This window comes from Thermostichus sp. MS-CIW-15 (genome assembly GCF_054060575.1).
The window spans coordinates 24,616-45,466 of the sequence record NZ_JBSSDI010000024.1; the positions used below are offsets into that span (position 1 = coordinate 24,616).

At 60.5% G+C, this 20,851-nt stretch carries 18 protein-coding genes, 1 other RNA gene and 1 pseudogene; 10 read left to right on the plus strand and 10 right to left on the minus strand.

Features of this window, described 5'->3' with window-relative positions; genetic code table 11:
- Window positions 1-62: 62 nt before the first annotated feature.
- On the minus strand, window positions 63-461 hold the full coding sequence (locus ACVW0R_RS09660; RefSeq protein WP_099812866.1) for a DUF4346 domain-containing protein: 399 nt from the start codon (window positions 459-461) through the stop codon (window positions 63-65).
- A 238-nt stretch (window positions 462-699) separates the two neighbouring features.
- On the opposite strand from ACVW0R_RS09660, the gene ACVW0R_RS09665 reads away from it, so the two are divergent.
- The 6 genes from ACVW0R_RS09665 (at window position 700) to ACVW0R_RS09690 (ending at window position 8,417) form a co-directional block, all read left to right on the plus strand.
- Window positions 700-1,734 (plus strand): HD-GYP domain-containing protein, encoded by a 1,035-nt coding sequence (locus ACVW0R_RS09665; protein ID WP_099812865.1) that lies wholly within the window; start codon window positions 700-702, stop codon window positions 1,732-1,734.
- A 38-nt stretch (window positions 1,735-1,772) separates the two neighbouring features.
- Window positions 1,773-2,090 carry a YlxR family protein gene (locus ACVW0R_RS09670; protein WP_457501991.1) on the plus strand — a complete coding sequence of 106 codons (318 nt, stop codon included), beginning with the start codon at window positions 1,773-1,775 and terminating at the stop codon, window positions 2,088-2,090.
- Window positions 2,091-2,478: 388 nt separating this feature from the next.
- Window positions 2,479-5,574 (plus strand): translation initiation factor IF-2, encoded by a 3,096-nt coding sequence (gene infB, locus ACVW0R_RS09675; protein WP_457501992.1) that lies wholly within the window; start codon window positions 2,479-2,481, stop codon window positions 5,572-5,574.
- Between the two features lie 102 nt (window positions 5,575-5,676).
- Window positions 5,677-7,506, plus strand: coding sequence for a proline--tRNA ligase (locus tag ACVW0R_RS09680; RefSeq protein ID WP_099812862.1), 1,830 nt, complete (start codon window positions 5,677-5,679; stop codon window positions 7,504-7,506).
- Between the two features lie 21 nt (window positions 7,507-7,527).
- Entirely contained in the window at window positions 7,528-8,145 is a 618-nt protein-coding gene (locus ACVW0R_RS09685; protein WP_099812861.1) for a hypothetical protein, read from the plus strand.
- Window positions 8,142-8,417, plus strand: a complete 276-nt coding sequence (locus ACVW0R_RS09690) for a hypothetical protein (protein ID WP_011431141.1) — start codon at window positions 8,142-8,144, stop codon at window positions 8,415-8,417. The genes ACVW0R_RS09685 and ACVW0R_RS09690 overlap by 4 nt, the downstream gene beginning before the upstream one ends.
- Before the next feature lie 96 nt (window positions 8,418-8,513).
- Here the strand turns inward: ACVW0R_RS09690 and ACVW0R_RS09695 are convergent, their stop codons facing one another.
- From ACVW0R_RS09695 to ACVW0R_RS09705, 3 genes and pseudogenes are all read right to left on the minus strand, one after another.
- Entirely contained in the window at window positions 8,514-9,560 is a 1,047-nt protein-coding gene (locus ACVW0R_RS09695; protein ID WP_228375300.1) for a hypothetical protein, read from the minus strand.
- 293 nt (window positions 9,561-9,853) lie between these two features.
- Window positions 9,854-10,237, minus strand: a pseudogene (locus tag ACVW0R_RS09700) (zinc ribbon domain-containing protein); the annotation flags it as partial.
- A 117-nt stretch (window positions 10,238-10,354) separates the two neighbouring features.
- Window positions 10,355-10,780, minus strand: a complete 426-nt coding sequence (locus ACVW0R_RS09705) for a hypothetical protein (RefSeq protein ID WP_187147158.1) — start codon at window positions 10,778-10,780, stop codon at window positions 10,355-10,357.
- Window positions 10,781-11,022: 242 nt separating this feature from the next.
- Between ACVW0R_RS09705 and ACVW0R_RS09710 the strand changes: the two genes are divergently transcribed.
- Window positions 11,023-11,157, plus strand: a complete 135-nt coding sequence (locus ACVW0R_RS09710; RefSeq protein ID WP_255322487.1) for a hypothetical protein — start codon at window positions 11,023-11,025, stop codon at window positions 11,155-11,157.
- 366 nt (window positions 11,158-11,523) lie between these two features.
- Here ACVW0R_RS09710 and tkt read toward each other — a convergent pair whose 3' ends face one another.
- Window positions 11,524-13,524: a transketolase gene (tkt, locus tag ACVW0R_RS09715; protein WP_011431146.1), complete on the minus strand. Its 2,001-nt coding sequence runs from the start codon at window positions 13,522-13,524 to the stop codon at window positions 11,524-11,526.
- Window positions 13,525-13,935: 411 nt separating this feature from the next.
- Between tkt and lipA the strand changes: the two genes are divergently transcribed.
- Both lipA and rnpB read left to right on the plus strand, forming a co-directional pair.
- Complete coding sequence (gene lipA, locus ACVW0R_RS09720; RefSeq protein ID WP_011431147.1) at window positions 13,936-14,826, plus strand: lipoyl synthase; 891 nt, start codon at window positions 13,936-13,938, stop codon at window positions 14,824-14,826.
- A 134-nt stretch (window positions 14,827-14,960) separates the two neighbouring features.
- Window positions 14,961-15,409, plus strand: an RNA gene (gene rnpB, locus ACVW0R_RS09725) — RNase P RNA component class A.
- A 50-nt stretch (window positions 15,410-15,459) separates the two neighbouring features.
- Here rnpB and ACVW0R_RS09730 read toward each other — a convergent pair.
- A complete protein-coding gene (locus tag ACVW0R_RS09730) occupies window positions 15,460-16,128 on the minus strand; it encodes a TetR/AcrR family transcriptional regulator (protein WP_099812859.1) in 669 nt (222 codons plus the stop codon).
- 319 nt (window positions 16,129-16,447) lie between these two features.
- On the opposite strand from ACVW0R_RS09730, the gene ACVW0R_RS09735 reads away from it, so the two are divergent.
- Complete coding sequence (locus ACVW0R_RS09735) at window positions 16,448-17,341, plus strand: acyl-CoA desaturase (RefSeq protein ID WP_011431149.1); 894 nt, start codon at window positions 16,448-16,450, stop codon at window positions 17,339-17,341.
- A gap of 331 nt (window positions 17,342-17,672) precedes the next feature.
- On the opposite strand, the gene ACVW0R_RS09740 is transcribed toward ACVW0R_RS09735, so the two are convergent.
- From ACVW0R_RS09740 to ACVW0R_RS09755, 4 genes are all read right to left on the minus strand, one after another.
- Window positions 17,673-17,918 (minus strand): hypothetical protein, encoded by a 246-nt coding sequence (locus ACVW0R_RS09740; RefSeq protein WP_240527823.1) that lies wholly within the window; start codon window positions 17,916-17,918, stop codon window positions 17,673-17,675.
- A gap of 182 nt (window positions 17,919-18,100) precedes the next feature.
- The gene (gene pedR / locus ACVW0R_RS09745) at window positions 18,101-18,364 is read right to left on the minus strand and encodes a photosynthetic electron transport-dependent transcriptional regulator PedR (RefSeq protein ID WP_011431151.1); all 264 of its coding nucleotides are present in this window, start codon (window positions 18,362-18,364) and stop codon (window positions 18,101-18,103) included.
- Window positions 18,365-18,514: 150 nt separating this feature from the next.
- Window positions 18,515-19,774 (minus strand): sensor histidine kinase, encoded by a 1,260-nt coding sequence (locus tag ACVW0R_RS09750; protein ID WP_011431152.1) that lies wholly within the window; start codon window positions 19,772-19,774, stop codon window positions 18,515-18,517.
- 80 nt (window positions 19,775-19,854) lie between these two features.
- Window positions 19,855-20,619 carry an SDR family oxidoreductase gene (locus tag ACVW0R_RS09755; RefSeq protein WP_457501993.1) on the minus strand — a complete coding sequence of 255 codons (765 nt, stop codon included), beginning with the start codon at window positions 20,617-20,619 and terminating at the stop codon, window positions 19,855-19,857.
- Between the last annotated feature and the right edge of the window lie 232 nt (window positions 20,620-20,851).

Sequence of the window (20,851 nt, forward strand, 5' to 3'; positions counted from 1 at the left end):
TCTTGGTCACGGCAAGCTAGCTCGATTCTGCCATAGGCTGGCCTCCTGCAGCGAGCTTGGTCTTAGTCCTGCACGTACTCTTCGCCAGAGAGCAGGGCCGCCTCTGCCTTCTGAAACTCCCGCCCCAGGTAGGCGGCGTGGCTGAGCTGAGAGACGACCTTTTCGCTTTCTTTTTCAAAAATCTGGACGCACAACTCTTTGGCCGTCCGGCCAACGTACACCCGCTGCGGGGAGCGATTGACCGGCCCCCGCGCGGGGATCACCGCTCCAGTCTCCGGGTCGGTGGCCAGCCCCCGCTCGTTGATCACAGTGCTGTAGTACTTAGCGCAAATGAGCTGCTGCTGCCGATCCACATAGATGACAAAGTAGCCTGCCGGGTCTAGCTCCAGGGATCGGCGGGAAAGCTGGTCATCGATGCGGCGCACCTGCTCCTGCAGAGACTCAGAGGAAAAAGACGGCATGGTAAAGTCAAAACGGGTGCCAAAAACGTAGCCAAGACTACCTCCATTATCCCCATTGTGGCCGAGGAATGGGATCCCTAGCGAGGGAATTGCGACAGAAAAAATCCCCTTATTTACCCGTGTTTTAAGGGATTGGCGGCGGCTTGAGGCCCTGGCAAGTTCAGTGGAAAGGCGGATGCTTGCAATTGGGAGCTGAAATTACGGTGGAAGCGGTGAGCTAGGAGTAGTCTCTACCAAGATGCAATCCGCCCAAGCTGAGAGGCCCGTGAGGGTTGGGATCCCTGAGATAGCACCTTTTGGAGAGCAGGAGCCGGCGGGCCATCTCCTCATCGTGGACGATCAGCCCCACAGTCGCCTGTTGCTGGGGGATCTGTTGGAGAGCATTGGTTATCGCGTCAGCGAGGCGGAAAACGGCCAGCAAGCCCTGCAGATGCTGCCAAGCTTGCAGCCGGATCTGGTCCTGTTGGATGTGATGATGCCGGGGTTGGACGGATTCGAGGTCTGTCGGCGCATCAAGGCTGATGAAGAGACACGCCTGATCCCGGTGGTGTTGATTGCAGCGGCCAGCGACCGCAAAAATCGCCTGCGCGGGATTGAGGCGGGGGCAGACGACTTCTTGAGCAAGCCCTTTGACGAGTCCGAGTTGCTGGCGCGGGTGCGCTCCCTCGTTCGCCAGAAGCATCTCAATGAAGACTTGGATCATGCCGCCCAGGTTTTATTTGCCATTGCCCGCAGTGTAGAAAGCCGGGATCCGACCACCGGGGATCACTGCGAGCGGCTGGCAGCCCTGGCCAAGAGCTTTGGCGAGTTTCTCCAGCTACCCCGTCCCCTGATCAAGGTGCTGACCTGGGGAGGTTACCTGCACGACATCGGCAAAGTGGGCATACCCGACGCCATCTTGGGCAAAACGGGCAAGCACACGCCGGAAGAGTGGGAGGTGATGAAATCCCACGTCCTAATTGGAGAGGAAATCTGCCGCCCCTTGCGCACCATGAGGGATGTGCTGCCCCTTATCCGCCACCACCACGAGCGCTGGGACGGCAGCGGCTATCCCGACGGCCTTAAGGGAGAAGCAATCCCCCTGGTGGCCCGCGTCTTTCAGATTGTCGACATCTACGACGCCCTTACCTCGGAGCGGCCCTACAAGCGAGCCTTCACTGTCCAGGAGGCCATGGACATCCTGCGGCAAGAAACGACCAAGGGCTGGCGGGATCCCTACTTGGTGGAGCGTTTCTTTGAGTTTCTCAGGTCGCGGCTGCCCCATTTGGAGTAGACTGGACTAGTTCCCGTGCTTCAGCGAGATGGCGTCTTTTGGCAGGGGCAGATCCGCTACGTCGCTGTGTCGGCTGTCGCCAACTGTTTCCCCGCTCCCAGTTGTGGCGGCTGGTTAGGCAATACGACACTCACCAGGTGCTTTTGGATCAGGGCATGGGGCGTTCTGCCTACCTCTGTTGCCGCCTCGAATGTCTGCGGGCGGCCCGGCGTAAGCACCAGATGAGCAGAGCCCTCAAGGCAGCAGTGCCCGACTCGCTGTGGCAACTGCTGGAGCAGCAACTGCTGCGCGATTCTGAGGCCCAGAGCCCCCCGGAAACATCAGCCCCGGGGGCAAGCGCTTTAGACAAAACCTAGGCAGCTCCAGAATTGGCCAAGTTAAGATATTGAAACACCTTTTCAGGTTCATCCAGTCGCGAACTACACGGCAGCCCCTCTCAACTGTCAGAATGAGGACTGGCTGCGGCCAACCTGTATGAGCCGCAGAAAGGTTATTCTAAAAAGCACTGTTGATGTTGGTTTCTTCCCCGGTTGTCCTAGCTTTATGTCCCCTGCGGATGTTTCCAAAGTAGCTTCGGACTTGGATTCCCTCCAGTCCGCGCTCTTGGAGGATCGCCGAGATGCTCTCGCTGTGCCGAAGGAAGTGGCCACACACCCAACAGGTTCAGTCCCATCTGGCGATTTGGATTGTATTAACTTGGGTTGTAAAACTGACAAGGAGCAAGGAGCAGAGGCTAGCAGACGAATGACCGATAAAGTCCGACTTTACGAGATTGCCCGCGAAATGGGATGTGACAATCGCGAGGTGCTGGAGGTTTGTGAGCAGTTGGGGATCCCTTTCAAAAGCCATAGCAGCACCATTTCTCCAGAGCAAGCCGAGTTGGTGCGCAGCAAACTGAGTGAACCTCGCGTTGTGAAACCGACTCGTCCCCGGCTCCGGCCCAAGCTGCAACCTGAGAGCTCTCAACCGCAGCCTCCCGTCGAAGCCAAAGCAAGTGAGCGCCCTCAGCACATTGTCGGCATTCGCCGGCCCGCTCCTGCTCAGCAGCAAGCTGCTGCTGGTGAGGCCAGTTCTTCCAAGCCTTCGCCGCAGCGACCCGACCAGCTCTCCTCTGAAAAAGGGGCTGCCGGTGGCAGCCTCGAATTGATAGGCCCGCCGCGGCGGCAAGTCGATCCGCCTGCGCGCCCGGCTGCCCAGGAGCCGCAGCCGGCAGCTGCTTCTACTCGCCCTGAGGCTGCCGCCAAAGCCGGCAGCCCCGAACCTAGCCCTGCTCCGGCGGCCAAGCGACCGACAGTGCTCCCCCCCCCTCGACGAGCCGCCTCTGGGCCCGAGCCGCCGCAACGGGCCCCTGAATCCCGTCGCCCTGGCCTTGCGGAGGCGCCCTCCCCCAGCGGCGCTCGTACCTCTCCTCCTGTCGAGGAAAAGGTTTCTCTCCCTCAAGCTGAACAGCGCCCGCGTCCGCAATTGGTGGGCGCGCCTGTCCGCCCTGGCACTCGTCCCGAGCCGCGCTCGCCGGTGGCCAAGAAGGAAGAGAGCTCCGACAGCGGCAAAGCTGACGAGGCTCCTCGTCCGCAGCGGCGGCTGGAATTGGTAGGGCCTCCTACCCGTCCTGTGGCTAAGCCTCTTCCCCCTGAGCCGGATGCTTCCCCTCGCTTGCCAGAAGGGATCCCTGAGGAACGCCCCACGCCGGTGTTGGCCGAAGCTCCCGTGCGGCCTGCTGCGCCCAAACTCAAGCGCAAGACGGTGGAAGAAGAGGACGAGGAACTACAAGCCCTCGAACGACGGGCCGGCCGCACCCAGGCCAAGCGCAAACGCAGCCGCAGAAGAGAGGAAGGAGACGGAGACGTTCTGGATTTGGATCCCTTGACCGTCCTCTCCAGCGTCAAGCAGGCGGAGCTGAACGCGCTCAAACCCTTGGCGCGCCCCACCGCCAAGCCCCCCTCCTATCGTCCGCCCGCGGCAGCAGCTCGCCCTCGCCCGGCTGCTGAGCGCCCCCAGCGGCCCTCGGCCTCCGCCGAAGCTACTGCTCCTGAGGCCGCAGCAGAATCCTTGCCAGAAGAGAAGGTATTGCTCCTGGAGGGCAGCCTCACCGTGCAAGAATTGGCCCGCCGCCTGCGGGTAGCCGAAACCGAGATCATCAAAACCCTCTTCTTTAAAGGAGTGAGGGTGACCATCAACCAGGTTTTGGACGAGTCGCTGGCCGAGTCGGTGGCCAAAGAGTTGGGCTACGAAGTACGTCGGCCCGAGGCAGAGCCCAAAGCCAAGAAAACCGAGATCCTCGATCTGGAGGACATCGACCATCTGGTGCCACGTCCGCCGGTGGTGACCATCATGGGCCACGTGGATCACGGCAAAACCACTCTGCTCGATGCCATCCGCCACACCAATGTGGCCCAGCGAGAAGCCGGCGGGATCACCCAGCGCATCGGCGCTTACCACGTGGACGTGGACTTCGAAGGCCAGAAGCGGCGCATTGTTTTCCTGGATACTCCCGGCCACCAGGCCTTTACCGCCATGCGCGCTCGCGGCGCCCGCGTCACCGACATTGCCGTTTTGGTGGTGGCTGCCGACGACGGGGTGCAGCCGCAGACGCTGGAGGCCCTCAGCCACGCTCGCGCAGCCCAGGTGCCGATCATCGTGGCCATCAACAAGATCGACAAGCCCGGCAGCCAGCCGGAGCGCGTCAAGCAGCAGTTGGCAGAGCACGGCCTGTTGCCGGAGGAGTGGAGCGGCGACACGCCCATGGTGGAGGTGAGCGCCCTCACTCGCCGCAACCTGGACGCGCTGCTGGAGATGATCCTGTTGGTGGCCGATGTGGCGGAGCTGCAGGCCAACCCCAACCGGCCTGCCCGCGGCACCGTGATCGAAGCCCACCTGGACAAGGCTCGCGGCCCGGTGGCTACTCTGTTGGTGCAAAACGGTACCCTGCGGGTGGGCGATACCCTGGTGGCCGGCGCCGTCTTGGGCCGGGTCAAGGCGATGATGGACGACCGCGGCCAACGGCTGCAGGAAGCGGGGCCCTCTTCGGCGGTGCAACTGTTGGGCCTGGAGGAGGTGCCCGCAGCGGGGGATGAGTTCCAGGTGTACGCCGACGAGAAAGAAGCCCGGCGGATTGCCGAGGAGCGAGCGGAAGCCCTGCGGCAAGCCCGTCTGCAACAGGCGCTGCTGTCGCGGCGGGTGAGTTTGGGCAGCATCTCTGCCAAGGCCCAGGAAGGCCAGCTCAAGGAGTTGAACTTGATCATCAAGACGGACGTGCAGGGATCCGCCGAGGCCATCCAGACGGCGCTGCAGGATCTGCCGCAAGAAGAAGTGCGCTTGCGAGTGCTTCTAGCAGCTCCTGGGGAGATCACCGAGACTGACGTGGATCTGGCAGCAGCCAGCGACGCCATTATTCTGGGTTTCAACACCAGCTTCGCCCCCGGCGCGCGGCAGGCTGCTGACGACAAGGGGGTGGATGTGCGCGAATACGACATCATCTACAACTTGCTGGACGATCTGCGGGCAGCGATGGAGGGCCTGCTGGAGCCGGAGGAGGTGGAGGAGCCGCTGGGCCAGGCGGAAGTGCGCAAAGTCATCCCCATCAGCCGCGGTGCGGTTGCCGGCAGCTACGTGCTCTCCGGCAAGGTGCAGCGCAACGCCTTGGTGCGGGTTCGCCGCAAAGGAGAGGTAGTCTACGAGGGGCGCCTCGACTCTCTCAGACGCTTCAAGGACGACGTGCGGGAGGTAACTGCCGGTTTCGAGTGCGGGATCGGCATCGAGAAGTTCGATGCCTGGCAAGAAGGGGACCTTATCGAGGTCTACCAGATGGTTACCAAGCGGCGGACGCTGGCTCCTGCCTAGTTAATTTGGGTGGCCTAGCGTCGCAGGGATCCCAGTCCAGGGGATCTAGGAGGGAGGATTTGCTCCAGAACAACGGAAGCAGTTGCTAAGTGGAGGGGAGGGATGCAACGGAGCCAGAGATTGAGTCAGATGTTGTTTGTAACCCTGCGGGAGGATCCTGCCGAAGCAGAACTGATCAGCCACAAGCTGCTGCTGCGGGGCGGCTTTATCCGGCGGCTCTCCCCGGGGATCTACACCTATTTGCCGCTCCTCTGGCGGGTTTTGCAAAAGATCTCGGACATCGTCCGGGAGGAGATGAACGCCATCGGCGCTCAGGAGTGTCTGCTGCCCCAGTTGCAGCCAGCCGAGATCTGGCGGGAGTCGGGCCGCTGGGACGTGTACACCCAAGCGGAAGGGATCATGTTCGCCCTCAAAGACCGACAGGGGCGCGAGCAGGCCCTGGGCCCTACCCACGAAGAGGTGATTACCCTGCTGGCCCGGGATCTCATTCGCTCCTATCGCCAGTTGCCGCAAATTCTCTATCAAATCCAGACCAAGTTCCGCGACGAGATTCGACCCCGCTTTGGCCTGCTGCGCGGGCGGGAATTCCTCATGAAAGACGCCTACTCCTTCCACGCCAACGAAGAGAGCCTGCGCCAGACCTACCAGGACATGTACCGGGCCTACGGCCGCATCCTGCGCCGCTGCGGGCTGGAGTTCCGCGTGGTGGAGGCCGACGCCGGCGCCATCGGGGGGCCATCGGCAGCCTCGCAGGAGTTTATGGTGTTGGCCTCTGCCGGAGAAGACGAGATCCTCTACACTCCTGATGGCTCCTATGCCGCCAATGTGGAGAAGGCCGTCTCCCTTCCGCCGCCAGCAGCAGACTCCCCCTACACCACCTTCCAGGTTCTGGACACGCCGGGAACGGAAACCATCGAGAAGCTGGCCAATTTCTTGAAGATCTCCCCCACTCTGATTGTCAAAAACGTCCTCTACCAAGCCCTTTACGACAACGGCCTACGGGTGGTGGTGCTGCTGAGCATCCGCGGCGATCAAGAAGTCAATGAGGTGAAGCTGGCCAACCACCTCAACCGTCTGGCGGAGCGCTACCAAGCCAACAAGTTGCTCAAGCTCACCTTGGCGGATGCGGAGATCCAAAAAAGCTGGCAAGGGGATCCGATCCCCGTGGGCTACATCGCGCCCGACCTGCCGGATAGCTGCCTGGGCCGGCAGAAAAACCTGGCCCCTCAGATCCTGCGCCTGGCCGACCAGACGGCAGCCCTGCTGAAAAACTTTGTAACCGGCAGCAACCAGGTGGGGCGGCACGTAGTGGGGGCCAACTGGGGCGAGCAGTACCCCCTGCCGGAGGTGGTGGACGTGCGCAAAGCGCAAGCCGGGGATCGCTGTCTGCTCAACCCCGACCAGATTCTGGAAACCGCCCGCGGCATTGAGATCGGCCATATTTTCCAGTTGGGCCTCAAGTTTTCGCTGCCGATGCGGGCCAGCTTTACCGACGAGCAGGGATCCGAGCAGCCCCTGTGGATGGGCTGCTACGGCATTGGGGTATCGCGCCTGGCCCAGGCGGCGGTGGAACAGTCCCACGATGCCAATGGGATCATCTGGCCGGTGGCGATCGCCCCTTATCACGTGGTGGTGGTGGTGCCCAACGTCTCCGACCCAGAGCAGACGAAGGTGGCGGAAAAATTGGTGCAGGAACTGGCTGCTGCCGGCATCGAGACCCTCTGGGACGACCGGGACGAGCGGGCCGGCGTCAAGTTCAAAGATGCGGATCTCATCGGGATCCCTTACCGCCTTACCACCGGGCGCAGCCTTAAGCAAGGCAAGGTGGAATTGGCCGAGCGGGCCACCGGCCAAGCGGTAGAAATTCCCATTGAGGAAGTGGTGGCTACCCTCAAAGAGCGGATTGCTGCCGCTCTGGCTGTGCCAGATTGAGCAGGGCTTTTGTCGTAACCAATGCTGAACCTCTCTCTTCTCAAGGAAGACGAATCCTATACTTTTCGCTCTTATTTTGAGATGCCCTACGAGCCAGAGGAAATCCTGGCTCAGTTTAGCTACCGTCTGGAGATAGGAGAGTGGACATGGCCCGTTGCCCCTGCCCCACCCCAAACCCCAGCTCTGAAAAACCGGATCCGACAATTGTTGCCTTTGGTCAGCCTCACCAGCGAGACAGCCCGCCGAGAGCTGCTGGTGGCCCCTGTGCTGACGGAAGTGGCTCTTCACTGTCGAGTTCCTTTGCGGCTGGAATATCCCCTGATGGTCAACAATTGGCTCAAGGGCAGCCTTGATTATCTCTTGCGGGGCAAGAACATCCTGCTGGTGGTTGAAGCCAAAAAGGACGATCTGACGCGGGCTTTTGTCCAAATGGCGGTGGAGATGATCGCCCTGGCCCAGGTGGAGCCGCAAGCGCAGATCTACGGCGCTGTTACCATTGGATCTATCTGGCAGTTCGGGCAGATCCTTGGGGATCCGCGGACAATCCGACAAGACTTGACTTTGTACCGAGTACCGGAAGATCTGGAGAGCGTTGCCGGCATCCTCACGGCCATGGTAGGGGATCCCAGCCAACCATGAAACCCAAAACCCTCTGGTTTGCCCTGCAATTGATGGTGGCCGCTGCCGGGATCAGCGCGGCCATCAAATATGGCGGCCCCTACTTGGCCTTGCCGGAGACCCTGCCGGTGATCCTGGCCATGATCGTCTCGCCCGCCCTGGTCATGGCCGGGATCCTGTGGCGCTGGCAACAGCGGTCTTCTCTCTCCCCAACCCGCGCTCAAGACCGCCAGGGATCCCCGCCAACTGCAAACTCTGAGAATCCAAAAATCTCTCAGCCGCCTTTCCATTGACCCTCACCCCCAGCCCCTCTCCCTCTGGGAGAGGGGAGCTTGGGCGCCACTGCCAGGCCGGCAGGGCGACACTCTCAGTCCAGCCAAGGGGACAGGCTACTGCTGGGTGAGGCGCAAGGTTACCGTCGGGCTGGTTTGGTTGCCGGAAGTGGCCGTGAGATTGATCTGATACACCGTGCCGGAGGCCGGAATGGGCGGCCGCACCGTAACAGTGAAGCGGCCCTGGGCATCGGCTTGCACAGTTTGGTTGGTCACCGTCTGTTGGGCGCTGATGATGCCCCCCAGCGAGGTCGAAGCCGTTACATTCACCCGCACCGAAGCGTTGGGAGCCGTCGTGCCCTGCAGCGTAAAGGAAGAGCCGGAAACCCGATCCCCATCGCGCAGGTTGGTGATCTGGGGCAGCAGGCTGGAGAGGCTGATCGTCGCGGCAACCTCTTGGGTGGCGAGCCGCTGGATACCACCGGCGGCCCCCTCGATCAGGCGGGCGGGCTGTTCTGCGGTCATAAAGCGCACCTGGCCGCCGTTTTCCAGGCGAGCGATGACGATCCCTTCGCGGGTGGCATCTTTTGGCTCGATCAGGGCGTTGACCACATAGGTGCCGCTGGAAACTTCCTGAGCCGGCAGGGTTTGCACCTGCCGCCCGTCCTGGACAAGGTAAACGGTTACCCGGCTGGAAGGAGTGCCTTTGACGGTTACCAGCAGGATCTCGCCCGCCGCCAAGGGGCGATTGCCGGCGTTGTGATCCACCAGGTCGATAGAGGCGCGGACGGGGTTACCCACGGTGAAGCTCCAGGTCACGCGGCGGGTCACCCCCTGGGTATTGGTGAACTCCAGCAGGACTTCCCGCCGTCCCGGCGGTAGCGGCTGCGAGGGACGGTAGGTGAAGAAATCCCGGGTAATCACCGACTCGGCAGTAACATCTTTGCCATCCACAAAAACCCGCACCGTCTCCGGACGCACGCTGACCCCATCTTGGCTGCGAAAAGAAGCCGAGATTGGCGAGGTGGGCTCCACATTGGTGGCCGCTTGAGCCGGGCTGGGATCCGTAATTTGTTGAGCCCTTGCCGGCAGGCCCGACAACCCCACCACCGCAGCGCCCATCACCAAGGCACGGGGAAACCAAGAATACAAGTTATCGCTCATGAGACCATCCAAAAAAAGTAAAAGTAAAGGACACTTCAGTTAGGTTACAGGCGAGTAGCTCAAAGGCAGAGCAAAGTCTACAAGAACATCGACCTGGACATCCTGTTTGCATCCTGTCATAGGGGTCGATTGCTGTCGATACGCCTAAACCTCGGGTTGGCTCTCCAACAGACCCAGCTCCAACGTCAGATTCGAGTAAGGTTGACTGCCATGTAAACTACCCGGCTCCGACCGCCCCCCTTCCAGCCCCCAACCCCCGTATACGGGGGCAGGGGGGCGGGGGGATTGAGGGGGGTACGAAGCGGGCTTTTGGTAGCCCTGCAGTTGGCAAGCCAACCACGGGCCCCCCTACATCCCCCCGCATGCGGGGGGATGTAGGGGGGCTGGTTTACAGCAACCCCCAAAAGTGCAATCCCGTTGGCACCGTTAAAATCTGCATCCCCTTCCCAACCACAGAGCGGGTTCACACAACGAAAATGCTTCCCTTCCCGTTGCTCAATCCAAAAACACTGGTGGCAGGTCTGCGAGCTGTAGGCAGGTGGCACCACCACAACCTGGATCCCTGCTCTCGCTGCCTTGTAGTGCACAAACTGCCTCAGTTGATAGAACGCCCAACTATTGGACCGCCGACGCTCGGTTTTGCTGCGCGGCGGTCGGTGGCTACGTTCCCGGATCCCCCCGCCCCCCAGTCCCCCCGTGTACGGGGGGATATAGGGGGATGCGGCGTTCATCTTCGCAAAGTTTAGAACCCGGTCGGGATCCCAAAGGCTATCTTTTGCCCGTTCAAGCTGGCATCAATTCACGAAAATAGCGCCTGTCTCTTGTAAATCGAGACAATGGTCGCCGGAGACATCGTTGACCAGGCGCACCTCTACGGTGATTACATTCAAGGGATCCACGCTCACCCGGTAGCCCACTGGGGACAACATCGGCGTGTTGATGGCCATGCAGTTGGGGATCGGCAGGTTGCTCAGACGCAGCGTTTCTCCCGGCGGAAGTTCCGACACCTTCTGGCGCGGATCGGTAAAGCCGTATTCCAGAGGCAGGCCGGTGCGATTGTGGATCACCAGCTCAGCAGGCAGGTTGGGGTTGAAGCGGGCCACCGGGCGATCGAAGACCAATTGATCCACACCCACCGGCAGGCGAGGCAGCGGCACTGTCCGAAAGGCAGGCTGAGCGACAGCACGGTGTCCACCCACCCAGGCTGACAAAGCGACCATGATCAAGCCGAGTCTTTTGCTTCCTTTCGCGTACCTCATGCCTCTGCCTCAGAATGCGCCTTGAAATTGGGATCCCCTTCCTTGCCTGCTTGTATTGTTCCCAAAAAGGGCTGGCCGGGCCAGGTGGTCGCTGTTTTTTCAAGGGTACGCCTCAGCAAGCTCCCCTTCCAGCTACCGCAGCACCGCACGGCAGAAATTCCGGGGGAGAAGGTTAAATTAGAGTTAACGGGGCATAAAGAGGCATGGCTATGCCAGAAAAACTGGAAAAACCGGAGAAAAACTACTCCTGGAAGGGCAGTGCCAACGCAGGCCGGGTACTGACGATTTTGGCCGTCGTGGGGGGAGCGGTGATTTTGCTGGCGGGCTTCCTGCAGTAGGCCGAGCTGTCAGATCCTCAGTTGCTCCAGGAACATCAGCATGTCGCCAGAAGCCAACGTTTTCCCTTCAAGGCGGGGGTGGAAAGGGTTAGCTTTCCAGAGGAAAGCGGATCTGGGGTCGTTTTAAACAAAGTTATGAAACTATGAAACAACTTTCTCGCTCCCCTCTCCCACAAGGGGAAAGGAGGTGGGGGGGAGGGGGCAAGGGTCTTAACCTTGTTTGAAACAACTGCAATGTTTTGCAAGTCCTGCTGAACAAGTTGTCAGCCTTCGCTAAGTCTTGTCAAGTTGTGCCACCATTGGGCAGCAAAAAAGACCCAGCAGAGAAGGGATCCCTGCTGGGTTTAGGCCGGAGGAGCAGAAACCTTAGCTTAGGAGACGGCGCGCGGTATTGAGCACATTCTCCACTGTGAAGCCGAACTTCTCCATGCACACGGGGCCGGGGGCAGAAGCGCCGAAGCGGTCGATGCCGATGGCCACCCCCTCAAAGCCCAGGTACTTGTGCCAGCCAAAGGTGGATCCCGCCTCGACGGAGACGCGCTTGGTGACCTTGGGGGGCAAGACCTCGTCGCGGTAGCTCTGGGGCTGGGCCTCAAATAGCTCCATGCAGGGCATGGAGACCACCCGTACCGCCCGGCCTTCCTGCTGCAGTTGGGCAGCGGCCTTCACCGCCAGCTCCAGCTCTGAGCCGGTGGCGATTAGGATCAGTTCTGGGTTGGGAGTATCCACCACTACATAGGCCCCCTTGGCCACCCCCTCAATGGAGGTGCCTTCCACGGGGTTAACCGCCTGCCGGGTAAACACCAGCACCGAAGGGGTGGAGGTGGACTCAAGGGCTACTTGGTAGGCTCCCACCGTCTCGCGGGCATCAGCGGGGCGGATGACGTAGAGGTTGGGGATGGCCCGCAGGGAAGCCAGCGTCTCAATGGGCTGGTGGGTGGGGCCGTCTTCTCCCAGGGCAATGGAGTCGTGGGTCATAATATGGAGCACCCGCGCCCGCGAGAGGGCCGACAGGCGAATGGCCGGCCGCATGTAGTCGCTGAAGACCAAGAAGGTGGCGTCGTAGGGAATGAGGCCGCCGTGCAGGGCTATGCCGTTGGCAATCGCCCCCATACCGTGTTCCCGTACGCCAAAGCGGAAGTTGCGCCCATGATAGGAGCCGGCCTGGAACTCCGGGATCCCCTTTAAATAGGTCATGTTGGAGTGGGCCAGATCGGCGGATCCGCCCAGCAGCTCTGGCACCGCCTTGGCCAAAGCATTGAGACAAAACTTGGAGAGGTTGCGGGTGGATTCTTTGCCGGTTTCGGCAATGGGAGCCAACGCTTCTTTCCAGCCTGCGGGCAGCTCCCCGGCCATGATGCGCTTGAATTCGGCGGCCTCTTCCGGGTAGGCCTTCTCGTAGGCGGCAAAGCGCTCGTTCCACTCCGCCTCGGCCTTGGCCCCCTTATCGATGGCCTGGCGGAAGTGGGCCAGCACCTCGTCGGGAATGTAGAACTCCGGCTCCAGCGGCCAGCCCAGATTTTGTTTGGTGAGTTTCACCTCCTCTGGCCCCAGCGGCGCCCCGTGGACGCTCTCCGTGCCGGCTTTGTTGGGGGATCCGTAGCCGATGGTGGTCTCGACAATGATCAAGGAAGGCTTGTCGGTAACTTCTTTAGCTTTCTGGATAGCGGCGGCAATTCCCTTCAGGTCGTGGTTGCCATCTTCCACTTTTTGCACATGCCACCCGTAGGCCTCGTAGCGCTTGCCCACATCTTCGGTAAAGGCAATTTCCGTGCTGCCGTCGATGGAGATGTGGTTGCTGTCGTAGAGCATGATCAGCTTGCCCAGCTTGAGGTGGCCGGCCAGCGAGGCCGCTTCCGAGGCCACCCCCTCCATGTTGCAGCCGTCGCCCAAGATCACATAAGTGTAGTGATCTACAATGGTGTGACCGGGCTTGTTGAAACGGGCGGCCAAGTGGGCCTCGGCAATGGCCAGCCCAACGGCGTTGCCCACCCCCTGCCCCAGCGGTCCGGTGGTTACCTCCACACCGGGGGTTTCAAAGTTTTCCGGGTGGCCGGGGGTTTTGGATCCCCACTGGCGAAACTGCTTGATGTCCTCTAGGCTCACATCAAAGCCGGTCAGGTGCAGCAGAGCATACTGCAGCATGCAGCCGTGGCCTGCCGAGAGGACAAAGCGATCCCGATCCACCCATTTGGGGTTGCGGGGATTGAACTTCAGGAACTGCTGCCAAAGCACATAGGCCATGGGTGCTGCCCCCATTGGCAGGCCGGGGTGACCCGAGTTGGCTTTCTGAACAGCATCCACCGCCAAAAAACGAATCGTGTTGATGGCAAGTTGTTCCAGAGAGGGAGGAGCAGCAACAACCATGTGGGGATCCCTATCGCTCGACATTCGCTTTCCAGTATGCCTTGACACGCCCACCGCCTAAAGGCGGGGGATTCTCGTCAAGGCGCTGTCAAGATGCCTCTAGACAGTTCCTTGAGGCAAGGCCCCAAGGTTCTGCTGGCTTGTCTGGGCAGGTTGGCTGAGACGTTGGCCTTTCCCGGACGCTTGCCACCGGTTGGGTTTTTCACCGTGACTAGGGGCTCGCCTGAGAACGGTACGCCTCGGTGACAACTATACCATTGGCGAGCAGCTAAAGTTTGCTTCGCCTTTAAGGGCGGGGCTACTGAGCTATCCTTTTTCGGGCTTTGGCCACCGAGCCCGGTCTCGGCTGGGCAATAATGACAGGCTAAGCTGAGAGATACGCTTGCCGCCATTTCTGGTTGGAGGGTTTCATTGAGCGCTGTTTCTTCGCCTAGCGGCAAACCTCCCTGGCTGCGGGCCAAAGCCCCCCAGCGGGCCGGATCCGTCCAGCAACTGCTGCGGGACTTGGGCCTGAATACCGTTTGCGAGGAGGCTTCCTGTCCCAACCTAGGGGAGTGCTTTGCCAACGGCACCGCCACCTTTTTAATCATGGGCCCGGCCTGTACCCGCGCCTGCCCCTACTGCGATATCGACTTCACCAAACGGCCTCCGCCTTTGGATCCCACTGAGCCGCTGCGGGTGGCCACAGCGGTGCAACGGCTAGGGCTACGCCATGCGGTGATTACCTCGGTGAATCGGGACGACCTCCCCGATGGGGGAGCCAGCCAGTTTGTTGCTTGCATTACCGAAATCCGCTGCCGCATGCCCCAGACAACCATCGAGGTCTTGATCCCAGATCTGTGCGGCAACTGGCAGGCCTTGGAGCAAATTCTCGCCGCCCGCCCGACGGTGCTCAACCACAACACGGAAACCGTGCCCCGCCTCTACCGGCGAGTGCGCCCCCAGGGGAACTACGAGCGTTCCCTGCGGCTTTTGGAACTGGCGCGGCAATGGGATCCCGGCCTCTACACCAAGTCGGGGGTGATGCTGGGCTTGGGAGAGACCGCCGAGGAGATTTTGCAGATAATGCAAGATCTACGCCGGGTAGGCTGCGACATCCTCACTCTTGGCCAATACCTTCCTCCCAGCCCCAAACACCTGCCGGTGGAGCGCTACGTGCCCCCAGAGGAGTTTGACCACTGGCGACAGGTGGGGGAAGAGTTGGGCTTTTTGCAGGTGGTGTCCTCCCCGCTTACCCGCAGCTCCTACCATGCCGAGGCTGTCCAAGAGCTGATGCAGCGCTTTCCTCGACCAGGAACGTAGACCTAGGGGGATGGAGTCCCTGCGGAGCAGGAACAGCGGGGTCAGCTTTGCAGGCCGGCTGGCCAGCAACGCGGAGCCTAGGCGCAGAGAGATTTTCTGCGCTGGGGGGATGCGCTAGGATTGAAATGAAGAGATAGGAGGGGCAGGCGGTCGCGTCCTCGCTGCCGCCACCAGGCAGCAGGATGAGGAAAGTCCGGGCTTTCAGAAGAACACACCGCTGGGGAAAGCCCAGTGCGGGAAACCGCGAGGATAGTGCCACAGAAACATACCGCCGATGGCTGGGATCCCAGCACAGGTAAGGGTGCAAAGGTGGGGTAAGAGCCCACCAGCAGCGTCGTGAGGCGCTGGCTCGGTAAACCCCGGTGGAAAGCAAGGCCGCAGCCGCAGGACTATGGCTGTTCTTCGCCCCTGTCGGCTGCACCGAGGTCACGGTACTCAGCCAAGCGGTTGGGGGAGGGTGGTCTCGGTGGTGGTGAGCCGCTAGAGGGTGATGGCAACATCACTCCCAGAGAGATGACCGCCAGTGCGGGCTGCTCCTTGGAGCACCCCACTACAGAACCCGGCTTACAACCTCCTCATCTCTTCTTCTTTTTTTGGGATTGCCTCCTTCCAACCCCGAGAGAGTCTTTTGCACTAGGTTTCCTTCATGCCCCTCAAGGCTGCCATCCACAGCTTTACGCAGGCGTAGAGGAGAGGGGGAGTGCTGCTGTTGTTGTCATAAGTGCCCTTGTCCGCTGGGTCGGAGGAGGGCTGGTCGCCGTCGCCAGCAGGCAAGCCAGCGGTAACGGCTAATACAGCCGTCCCCAAAATCATCAGATGGAGAACTCCAGCAGCTGCGTGAAGGCACCCAGAGTCGACGGCTTGTAGCTCCGGGCTAGGGAGCTGCTGGAGGTAGTGGGCTAGCTGCTCTTGGGCCTGCAGGAAGCCTGCTCTCAAGGCGCGGCGATGCTCCTCGGAGTAGAAGCCTGCTTCTCCCACCAACGAGCGCACCAGCTCAGGGTTATTAGCTAGAGCTTGGAAGCAGGTTTGGACATAGCGGAGGAGAATGGCTTGTAGCTCAGAGCCCCGGAAGGTAGTGGGGTCTGCTGGGAGGGGTAAGTCGGCAATGCCGGAGAAAACTCCCAGCTCAGCAAATACAGCCAGGAGCAGCCCCTGCTTGCTGCCAAAGTGACGAAACAGGGTTACTTCATGAACGCCGGCCAAGTCTGCAATTTGACGGGTGGTGGTCTGAGTGATGCCCTGGCGGACGAAGAGGTCTCGAGCCGCGTTCAGCAGCCTTTGCCGGGAAGAAGGACGTGCCATGGTAGGTGATGGGGTAAGGAGTCAAGAGAAGGCGCTCAAGGTAGTGGCAATCTGCAAGCAGCACTTGCATTTGAGGTGAAATATCGTTAAGCTTAGCCTCAGGCGAGATCAAACCTGCTGCCTTTCTGCTCTCTCATAGCGGCTCTCACTGCTGAAGCTTGCTTGGCCAGGCCTTTGGGGATCCCGGCTTGCCTTTCAGGGACATGAGCTCGTTGTAAGCTAAGCCAGGGATGCGGTGGCCTATGCATGAGAAGCAACTTTGCGAGGAGGTATTTGATCCTGCGCTGCCCTTACTCCTTTTCTGAGGTTTTGCTGGTTCATGGCCGTTTCCCTTCCCACCCAATCGCTGGACAATCCCAACCGTTTTGCTTCGCTAGCTCAGCCTGAGCCCCAAAAGTCTTTTCGGTTTGCCTGGGAATTTGTTCTTTTTTTCGTTGTTTTTCACGCCCTCGCTTTAGTGGGCGGCATCGTTTGCTTTTCCTGGCCAGCCTTGGGGGTGGCCCTATTGCTTCACTGGTGCTTCGGCAGCTTGGGCATCTGCCTGGGGTATCATCGTCTGCTTAGCCATCGCAGCTTCCAAGTGCCCAAGTGGCTGGAATATGTCTTTGCTACCTTCGGTGCTCTCGCCATCCAGGGGGGGCCGATCTTTTGGGTGGCCGGCCATCGTCAGCATCACGCTTTTACTGAAGACGAAGAGCGGGATCCCTACTCTGCTCGCAAGGGCTTTTGGTGGAGCCACATGCTCTGGCTCATTTACCAACGGGAAGAGTTTTTTAACCGTGAGAAGTATTCTGCCTTTGCGCCGGATTTGGCTCGGGATCCTTTTTATCGCTGGCTAGACAAGTATGGGCTGCTGCTGCAACTGCCGCTGGCTGGAGTGCTTTACCTGCTCGGCGGTTGGCCGTTCGTTATCTACGGCATCTTCGTGCGGACAGTGCTGCTGCTGCACTGCACCTGGTTGATCAACTCTGCCAGCCACTTCTGGGGCTACCGGACTTTCGAGAGCGACGACAATGCCCGTAACCTTTGGTGGGCGGCTCTCCTCACCTACGGTGAAGGCTGGCACAACAACCATCACGCCGACCCGAAGTGCGTGAAAGCAGGTTTGCGCTGGTGGGAAATTGACATGACCTACTGGGTCATTTGGGTGTTGGCAAGACTGGGTTTGGCTCGTAAGTTGCACTTGCCTGCTCAAAGTCAGCCAACTCGCTAAACAGTCTCTGCCTCAGAGCTTCTAGAACCATCGACAGAGTTACCCCCGTCGTACGGGCAATTCCTGCTAAGACAGTTCGTTGTGCTGCTCGGCGGATCCCTCTCCCTTTTTTGGGAGAGGGGTTAAGGGTGAGGGGCCTGTATGCGCTAGCGCGAACTCGTTAGCGGCGCAGAGCGCTCAAGGTCTGTCTCGACTTGGTTTGGAGCGGCTGCCCAGTTATCGGTTCCAGTTGGGAGGTGGGTCGGTATCGCCCTGCGGGGAGGTGGTAGTGCTCACCAAACAACCCAAAGGTCTGGCGTTCCGGTAATCCCTCTTCAGCAATGCAGGAGAGCTAGTCCTGTAACGGGCTGTACTGCCATGTCCCGTAGTGGTCAAGAACGCGCTGAACTTGCTCTGGGTCAGCGTCGGCCTCTTGGCGAATTTGCAGCGCCTCGATTTGGCTATCGGAGTAGCGAAAGATGGAGTCTTTTCTGCATTCCAGCTCTGCTTCCACCCCTGGAATGCAGGCCAGATGGGCAGCCACCTCTCGATAAACCATCAGGGGCATGGAATCATAACGAACAGCGTAGCGTTTCAACTCAGCAAGGCTCACGATAGGCAAGGAAAGGAGAAACTAGGGATCCAGGTAACAAACAGCTTCACCACAACGGCCAATGACATCTTGCGAATGTCTCGCTACTTTTGAGGTAAAAAAGCCCTGCTCTGCATTTAATTGCCTGCCAAAACAAAGAGGGGGCAGAGAGAGTCTCCGAGATGTGGCTAAGCAATTTTGTCGTTGGCCAACGTACAGCAATTGACCTGATCTAGGCAAACTTTTCCCCATTGCAAGGCCCAGCGCACCAAAGCGACGCGATTTGACGTTCGCGTCTTGCTCAGAATATTGCTGATGTGATTGTCAACAGTGCGCTTGCTAATCTCTAAGCGCTCTGCAATGTCCTGATTGGTCAGGCCCGCTGCGATTAACTCGAGAACCTGCAGCTCACGCTCCGACAACAAATCAGCGGAATGATAGTCTGCGCCCATTCCGAATGCCCAGTGTACAAACTGTAAGGATTACCTAGACCAATTCTAGGGGATCCCCTCCAACATGGATAGCCCCGCCGGAGGAAAATCTGGGGCAGTTCTCAGGTCGAAGGGCTTGGTGATGTTGATGGGAGCGCTTCTGGGCAGCTTTCACAGGGCATCGGCGTGTTTCCGGGGCAGCTCCACCTGCACCCACAGCCCACCTGCTTGCGGGTGATTGCGCAGACGGATTGTACCCCCGTGTAGTTCCACGATTTGCCGCACGATCGCCAGCCCCAGGCCGGTGCCGCCTTTGCTGCGGGCCCGCGCCGCGTCGGTGCGGTAAAAGGGTTGAAAGACCAGCTCAAATTGATCCTCCGGCAGGCCAGGGCCATGGTCGTACACCTCCAGCCGCACTTGCGATTCCTGTTCCGACAGGGCCACGTGAATGGGGGAGTCGGTTCCGCCATATTTGATGGCGTTGTCCAAGAGGTTAAGGACGAGGCGGTAGAGGCGCTGTTCATCTCCCCAGAGATAGAGCTGGGAGGGGCCGCTTAGATCCAGTTCCTGCTGGCGGGGCTTGGCCAGCGGTTCCAGGCTCTGCCAGGCTTCGCGCACCAAGCTTGCCAGATCCACCCAGCGCCATTGGGATCGCGATGCGGCCCCCAGGTTGAGGGCGCTCAGTTCCAGCAAGTCTTGCACCAACTGGCTGAGGCGCAGCGTCTCGTTCAGCAATCGTTCCACCCAAACTGCTTGCGCGGCATCGACGCGGCTGTGCAGGGTTTCCGCTAGCAGGCGAATCGAGGTGAGGGGGGTCTTCAGCTCGTGGGCCACATCCGAGGCCCAGCGATCCCGTTGTTGGGCCAGCAGAGTTGCCTCTAGGCGGTCTTCCAAGAAGATGGCCACGTGGGCCTGGGGCAGGGGCAGCCCCCAAGCCCGCAGCGGCACCGGTTTGTCCTCGCCCCCGGAAGGGTAGAAGATCCACTCGCGGCTCTGGATGGGAGCGGTAGCTTCCTGGCGGCGGGTGGCTTCGATAAGCTGATCCAACTCGTAGGAGCGCACCCACTCCAGCAGGAGCTTGATGCCCGGCTGCCACTGGCTGATGCGCAGCAGACGCTGGGCGGCAGGGTTACACTCCCAGACCACGTTGTTCTCGTCTACCCGCAGATATCCCCAGGGCAGGTGGTGGCTGAGATACCGCCAGTCCTGTAGGTATCGTTTTTGGCGGGCCCACTCCAGTTCTTGTTGGCGAAGGTGGTGGCTGAGCCGGCTGAGCATCTGTTCAGGCGAGCTGAGAGGCAGGGCCAGGTGCATCAGGGATCCCAACTGTTGCAATTGGCGGCCGAAGCGGCGCCGGCTCTGCCAGAGCAAAATCAGCGTGCCGAGTAGGCCGATGCCCAACCCAATGAGGATCCCGCTTTCCAGTCCCATGGGCCCACCCCCTTTGCCGCCATTGTCGCCCAGGCATGGGGGAGTGAATACCCAACAACGACGGATACGGCATCACATCCCTAGCGACGATGCACCATCGTCGTGCTGGCCTGGTCGGTGGGCAGCAGCAAGACTTCGCTCAGGTTGACGTGGGGGGGACGGGTAACGGCAAACAGCACCACCTCGGCCACATCCATCGCCGTCAGGGGGGTGAGGCCCCGGTAGACGGCTGCCGCCCGCTCGCGATCGCCGCGGAAGCGCACTTGGCCGAACTCGGTTTCCACCAAGCCGGGCTGGATCTCGGTGACGCGAATGGAGGTGCCCAGCAGATCCAGCTTCAGTCCCTCGGAGATGGCCCGCACGGCGGCCTTGGAAGCGCAATAGACGGCGCCGCCGGGGTAGGTCTGGCGACCGGCAATGGAGCCGATGTTGACCACATGGCCCCGGCCCCGCTCCACCATGCTGGGCAAGACGGCGCGGGTAACATACAGCAAGCCCTTGAGGTTGGTATCGATCATCTCCTCCCAATCTTGCACAGCCCCGCTGTGGAGCTTGTCCAAGCCGCGACTGAGGCCGGCGTTGTTGATCAAAATGTCGATTTCAGCCCAGGCCGGCGGCAAAGACTGGAACGCCTGCTGCACGGCTGCCCTATCTCGCACATCCAAAGTCAGCAAGTATGAGGAAGCACCGTAAGCCTGCTGCAACTCCGCGGCCAGCTCCTGTAGCCGCTCCTGACGGCGGGCCACCAGGATCAGCTTGGCTCCAGAACGGGCAAAAAGCGTGGCACAGGCTGCCCCGATGCCGCTGCTGGCGCCGGTGATGAGCACAATGGCGTTTTCAAGCATAGTCCGCAAGAGTTAAGGGGCTACCAAGGGGATCCGCAACTCGAACGGGCCCCCGGCTGAAGAGAGTATTCCAGCAGCTTAACGCAGGCATAGAGCGTATCCAAGTGACATCCTCTCCCGCTAAGCCCTGACGGGCCGTAGACGGGAGCTTCCGAGAATCACTTCCCGGAGTTGCTGCTTCAACGGACTGGTAAACCAGGATCCTCCACAGCCAGAGAGCGGCAGTCCCACC